At 65.2% G+C, this 4,827-nt stretch carries 8 protein-coding genes; 1 reads left to right on the top strand and 7 read right to left on the bottom strand.

Annotated elements, in window-relative coordinates; all coding sequences use genetic code 11:
- A partial coding sequence (locus GX414_06555; protein NLI46752.1) for a hypothetical protein occupies nucleotides 1-455 on the bottom strand: 455 nt, incomplete at its 3' end.
- Nucleotides 456-605: 150 nt separating this feature from the next.
- Between GX414_06555 and GX414_06550 the strand changes: the two genes are divergently transcribed.
- A complete protein-coding gene (locus GX414_06550; GenBank protein ID NLI46751.1) occupies nucleotides 606-1,568 on the top strand; it encodes a Ppx/GppA family phosphatase in 963 nt (320 codons plus the stop codon).
- Between the two features lie 333 nt (nucleotides 1,569-1,901).
- On the opposite strand, the gene GX414_06545 is transcribed toward GX414_06550, so the two are convergent.
- From GX414_06545 to GX414_06520, 6 genes are all read right to left on the bottom strand, one after another.
- On the bottom strand, nucleotides 1,902-2,063 hold the full coding sequence (locus GX414_06545) for a rubredoxin (protein NLI46750.1): 162 nt from the start codon (nucleotides 2,061-2,063) through the stop codon (nucleotides 1,902-1,904).
- A 112-nt stretch (nucleotides 2,064-2,175) separates the two neighbouring features.
- Nucleotides 2,176-2,541, bottom strand: coding sequence for a carboxymuconolactone decarboxylase family protein (locus GX414_06540; GenBank protein ID NLI46749.1), 366 nt, complete (start codon nucleotides 2,539-2,541; stop codon nucleotides 2,176-2,178).
- A 105-nt stretch (nucleotides 2,542-2,646) separates the two neighbouring features.
- Nucleotides 2,647-3,192, bottom strand: a complete 546-nt coding sequence (locus tag GX414_06535; protein NLI46748.1) for a ferritin family protein — start codon at nucleotides 3,190-3,192, stop codon at nucleotides 2,647-2,649.
- Nucleotides 3,193-3,221: 29 nt separating this feature from the next.
- Nucleotides 3,222-3,734: a thiol peroxidase gene (gene tpx, locus GX414_06530; GenBank protein ID NLI46747.1), complete on the bottom strand. Its 513-nt coding sequence runs from the start codon at nucleotides 3,732-3,734 to the stop codon at nucleotides 3,222-3,224.
- 52 nt (nucleotides 3,735-3,786) lie between these two features.
- Nucleotides 3,787-4,239, bottom strand: a complete 453-nt coding sequence (locus GX414_06525; protein NLI46746.1) for a ferritin family protein — start codon at nucleotides 4,237-4,239, stop codon at nucleotides 3,787-3,789.
- Nucleotides 4,240-4,311: 72 nt separating this feature from the next.
- Complete coding sequence (locus GX414_06520) at nucleotides 4,312-4,812, bottom strand: ferritin family protein (GenBank protein NLI46745.1); 501 nt, start codon at nucleotides 4,810-4,812, stop codon at nucleotides 4,312-4,314.
- Between the last annotated feature and the right edge of the window lie 15 nt (nucleotides 4,813-4,827).

Raw genomic sequence — 4,827 nt, 5'->3', positions numbered from 1 at the left:
TCCCCGTCGGGACGGTGGCGGGGCGGGCTGAGGTGGTACGCCTCGTCAAGCACCTTCAGCACCAGGCGCTTGGACTCGACCTGCTCGTCGGTGAGGGCGGCGGTCACCGCCGCGGCAAACTCCTCCCACAACTCGCCGCGCTCGTACTCCAGCACCATGATGTCGAACTGCAGCGTGACGATCTCGGCAAAGTGCTCCTCCCAGTGCTCGCGCAGGATGCGGATTTCCTTCAGGATCGCCCCGATCTCGGCGTACTTGTCGATCAGGCTCTGACGGTGCGCCACGGCCAGGGCGTCCAGCGCCGTCACCTGAGCGTCACTCAGGGCCAGTTCGGTTTTGAGCTCGGCCATGAGGAGCGTCTTCCGCTGTTCCCCCCAATCGGGATCGTCGGCCCACGCGCTGCCGGCCAGGGCCAGCATCAGCACTCCGGTCACCAGGATCAGATTCCGCTTCATGGTTACCTCCAGGGAATGTTGTTATTCGGTTAAACCCCGCCCCGCCGCCCCGGTTGCACGAAATTTTCAGCCGGCGCCCATGACAGGCCTGCCGCATTTTGGTAGGATGTACCGGACGCGCCCCGAACCGTTCGCCCGGGAGCTTTGCGTATGACTCGTTTCGCCGCGCTGGACATCGGCACCAACTCCATCAAGGCGGTGGTGATGGAGCGGGATGCGGTCGGTTCCTGGTCAGTGGTCTCCGACCGCGTCGTCGTCGCCCGCCTGGGCCTGGGGGTCAAGGAGACCGGCCGGCTGGATCCGGCCGCCATGAACCGGGCGGCGGAAGCGGTGGCCGGACTGCTCCGGGAGGTCCGCCGCGCGGGCGCCGCGGATGTGGCGGCCGCCGGAACCATGGCGCTGCGGACCGCGGCCAACGCCGGCGAGTTTCTGGACCGGGTGCGCCGGTCGCTGGACCTGGACGTGGCCGTCCTCAGCGGCGAGGACGAGGCCCGCCTGTCGTTTGCCGCCGCGGCGGCCGGCGGGCTGGCCCGCGGCGACTGCCTCGTCGCGGACATCGGCGGCGGCAGCACCGAGCTCGTCCTGGGCGGCCCCGGCGGACCGGACGTCCGTCACAGCCTTCCCCTGGGCGCCCTGCACTGCACCGAGCGGTTCCTGACCGGTGATCCACCGCCCGAGGCCGCCTTCCAGCGGGCGGCCGACGCCGTAGACGCCGAACTGGCCGCCCTGTCGCTGGTCCCCTCGCCTGCGGTCCCGCTGGTGGGCATCGGCGGCACCGTCACCACGCTGGCCGCGATCCGGTTGGGGCTGCACGCCCACGACGGTGCGGCGATCCACGGGCTGGCGCTTGAAGCCGCGGGGATCACCGAGCTGCTGGAGTTGCTGCGCCTGCTGCCGCTGGCCCGGCGGCGCCGACTCCCGGGCCTGCCTCCCGAGCGGGCGGACATCATCCTCGGCGGCACCTTGATCCTCACCCGGATCCTCGCCTGGTCCGGCCACCACGCGCTGCGGGCCTGCGGTTGGGGGCTCCGCCACGGCCTGCTGCTGGACCGGTTCGGTCGGTCCTTCGAACCGAGCCAGCTCGCTGTTTTCAGAAAAAATCACACCGACTGAACCGACTGACTGTCCCGCCTAAAATCTTTACAAACAACAAGATAAATTCGTGTCGCATCTTGTCGTGCAATGACGCTTGCCCGACGCAGAGTTGCGGCTTACCGTGGACTCAGATGATGTTATTTCCCAACTCAGGAGCGGTTGGTTACTCTGTAACCGAAATCTTCAGGGGGGTACAGAATGACCAACCGCTTATCTTTTTAACCCATGCCGATTGACGGACGGCGAAGGGCTCGGCCCGTGTTTTTGACATACATGTGAGGGGAACGGGATGAATCGGGGCGGGACCGTCCCGGTGGCCGGAGCGGCCACCGGGCGAGGGACAGAGGGAGGTCAGTCGGCGGGGACGAATTCGTCTTTGCCGACCCCGCAGTCGGGGCAGACCCAGTCGTCGGGAATGTCTTCGAACGCAGTGCCCGGGGCGATGCCGTTGTCCGGATCCCCCACCGCCGGATCATAGACGTAGTTGCAGATGGCGCAAACGTACTTTTTCATTGGGTGCTTCCTCCTGACGAATATGACCGCCGAATCCTATTTCAACACATCTCGACGTGTCCCGCCAAGCTGAAACTCACGCCGGTGGACCGGTGCCTCCGGCCGGCCCGGCTCACTCCGAGCCCCCCGGCGGCGCGTGGCCCAGCTCCGCCCATGCCTGCAGCACGCGGCGGATGTGAGGAATGGTGATGGAGCCGCCCACCACCAGCGCCACGGTGAGGGACTCCTCCAGCTCGGCGGTGGTGACGCCCTGGTCGTGGCACTGCTGAAGGTGGTAAAGGATGCAGTCCTCGCACCGCAGCACCAGCGAGGCCACGAGGCCCATCAACTCCTTGGCCGGTTTGGGCAGGGCGCCGGGCTCATACGCGTTGTGGTCGATATTGAGGAAGCGCTTCATGTTCTTGCCGCTGTAACGGAGCATCAGCTCCTGGAGCCGGGCGCGTTCCTCCCGAAACCCGTTCATGCGATCGGCGCTCATGCGCACACCTCCCGCCTGGATAAACAGGCGACCCGCCCTCGATCCGGCGGATCGGGAACGGGCCGCTGAGAATTACCGCCGGACGACGATGCCGACGGACGGAGATCAGGCCATGCCGGTGCCGCCATCGAAGGCGGACCGTTCCTGCTCCCGGAACCAGGCGGCCGGGTCGCTGAGGAAGTGTTTCATGTCGGACAGCGCGGTGTGGTGTCCCTTCTCCTCGGCGATCATGTGCTGGATGAATTCCTTCTCCAGCCGGTCCTCGGCGACTTTGAGCTGGTCTTCGTAAAAGCGAACCGACTTGAACTCGAAATCGATGCCCACGTCGAGGGCTTCGATGTCTCCGGTCTCCGCCTTGATATTTTGGCCGTGGGCGGCGGCCAGCTCGCGGAACACCTTGCCCAGATCCTCGTGGCCGACGGTCATGGTCTTCCAGGCGTCGGACCAGGCATGCTGCCCCTTGAGCTGGGTGTAGATCGCCTGGATCCGCCGGATGTGAATGTCCTCGTCCTTCTGGAGCATCGTGAAAATCTTCTGACCCAGCGGGTTGTGACTGGTCTTGAGGGCCTTGCCGTAAAACTCCTTGCCCTTGTTTTCCATCTCCAGGGCGGTGGTGAGCATGGTCATGGAACGATCGTAACAGTGCGTCATCTCAGTACCTCCTTCAGATTCCGGTCGGCTCAGAGGGTGCGGATGTGCGCGAGGACGGACTCGTAGTCCGGCTCCTGCGCGATCTCGGGCACCAGCTGGAAGTAGGACACCCGGCCCTGGCGGTCGATCACGAGCACCGCCCGGGCCAGCAAGCGCAGCTCCTTGACGAGCAGGCCGTAGGCCAGTCCGAACGATGCGTTGCGGTGGTCGGACAGGGTGATCACCCGGTCCACGCCGGCCGCACCGCACCACCGGGCCTGGGCGAACGGCAGATCCATGCTGATGGTGAGCACCACGGTGTCGGCCCCGAGTCGCGTGGCCTCTTGGTTGAAGCGGCGGGTCTGGGCGTCGCAGACGGGCGTGTCCAGCGACGGGACGGACGAGATCACCACCACCTTGCCGGCGAACTGCTCCAGCGCCACCGGCGCCAGGTTGGTCCCCAGTGCCGTGAACGGGGCCGCCGGCTGACCCACCGTCACCGGTCGGCCTTCGAGCGTCAGGGGGCCGCCTTTGAATGTCACGATGCCTTTGCGTTCGGTCATGCGCACAACTCCTTGGGTTGATCGGCCGTCGCGGGCGGGCGGCCGGGGGTCACTAATCCGTATGAACGTGCTTGTCGTATTCCAGTTCAAAACGAAGCTTGTGTCTGGCTTCTTCCTGGGCCAGGGCGGTCAGGGTATCTCTGAGCTCGGGTGTGTCCGTGGCCGCCGCCAGATCGCTATAAAGCCTGAAGGCGGCTTTCTCCTTCTTCATGGCCAGGATGAGGGCTTCGGTGAAGTCCATGCCCGGTCGGGGCTGGATGTCCACCAGATACTCGGCGATCTTCAGGTCCATCACCCGGCCTTTCGACGACTCCAGATAGCGTCCCGCGCGGATGCCCTCCAGCTTGGCCTTGTGCCCCAGTTCCTCGCGGGCGAAATCCTGAAACACGTTCACCATCCAGGGTTTGTCCATGCGGCCGGACAGTTCGGTGTAAAAAGCGGCGGCGGCCTCCTCTTCGCCGATGGCAAAGTTGAGCAGATCGTCAACCGACTTGAATTGCATCAGACCCTCCGTGGCAAAACAAATCCCGTCATGCTGACGGTGGCGGACCGGTCGATCCACGCCTCCCGGCGCGCGCTAGTATGGCCAGAACTGCTGGTCGTTCCAGACGCTTTCCTTGAGCTGGCGATCCAGGTCGGTCAGCAGGTTGAGGTGCGATTTCTCCCAGTTGGCCAGGAACCGGTACAGCTCCCGCTCGGCGGGCGACTGGGCCTGCTGCGCCTGTTCGCTGTAAAACTTCACCGCGCCGTCCTCCAGGGCCATGGCGGCGGTGATGGCCGCCGCCTCGAAGCCGGCCGCGGCGATCTGGCGCTGGATCACCCGACTGACGACGGCGTCGGAGAAGTCCTCGGGTTTGGCATCCAGCCGGGCCGCTTCGAACTGCCCCTTCTCTTTGAGGCTGCGCACCTGGCGGCCCAGAAAATCGATATGGCTGTTCTCTTCCTGGGCCATGGTTTCGAACACTTTTTTCAGCGTCGCGTCCGCGGACTGGCTGGCGCTGTGCTGGTAGAAGGCCCTGCCTTTCATCTCGGCCAGAATGGCGCCTTTCAAGATGTCGATTGCCCGGCTTGTGTCCATGTCCTTCCTCCATGC

The sequence above is a fragment of the Acidobacteriota bacterium genome, from assembly GCA_012517875.1.
Taxonomy (GTDB): Bacteria; Acidobacteriota; JAAYUB01; order JAAYUB01; family JAAYUB01; genus JAAYUB01.
The sequence above is the reverse complement of the archived record's forward strand: the minus strand, read 5'-3'. Positions and strand labels throughout refer to the sequence as shown.

Bases quoted from the DNA above. Each gene is read 5' to 3' on its own strand.
- GX414_06550 (NLI46751.1), top strand. From the start codon at position 606: ATGACTCGTTTCGCCGCGCTGGACATCGGCACCAACTCCATCAAGGCG.
- GX414_06545 (NLI46750.1), bottom strand. From the start codon at position 2,063: ATGAAAAAGTACGTTTGCGCCATCTGCAACTACGTCTATGATCCGGCG.
- GX414_06540 (NLI46749.1), bottom strand. From the start codon at position 2,541: ATGAGCGCCGATCGCATGAACGGGTTTCGGGAGGAACGCGCCCGGCTC.
- GX414_06535 (NLI46748.1), bottom strand. From the start codon at position 3,192: ATGACGCACTGTTACGATCGTTCCATGACCATGCTCACCACCGCCCTG.
- tpx (NLI46747.1), bottom strand. From the start codon at position 3,734: ATGACCGAACGCAAAGGCATCGTGACATTCAAAGGCGGCCCCCTGACG.
- GX414_06520 (NLI46745.1), bottom strand. From the start codon at position 4,812: ATGGACACAAGCCGGGCAATCGACATCTTGAAAGGCGCCATTCTGGCC.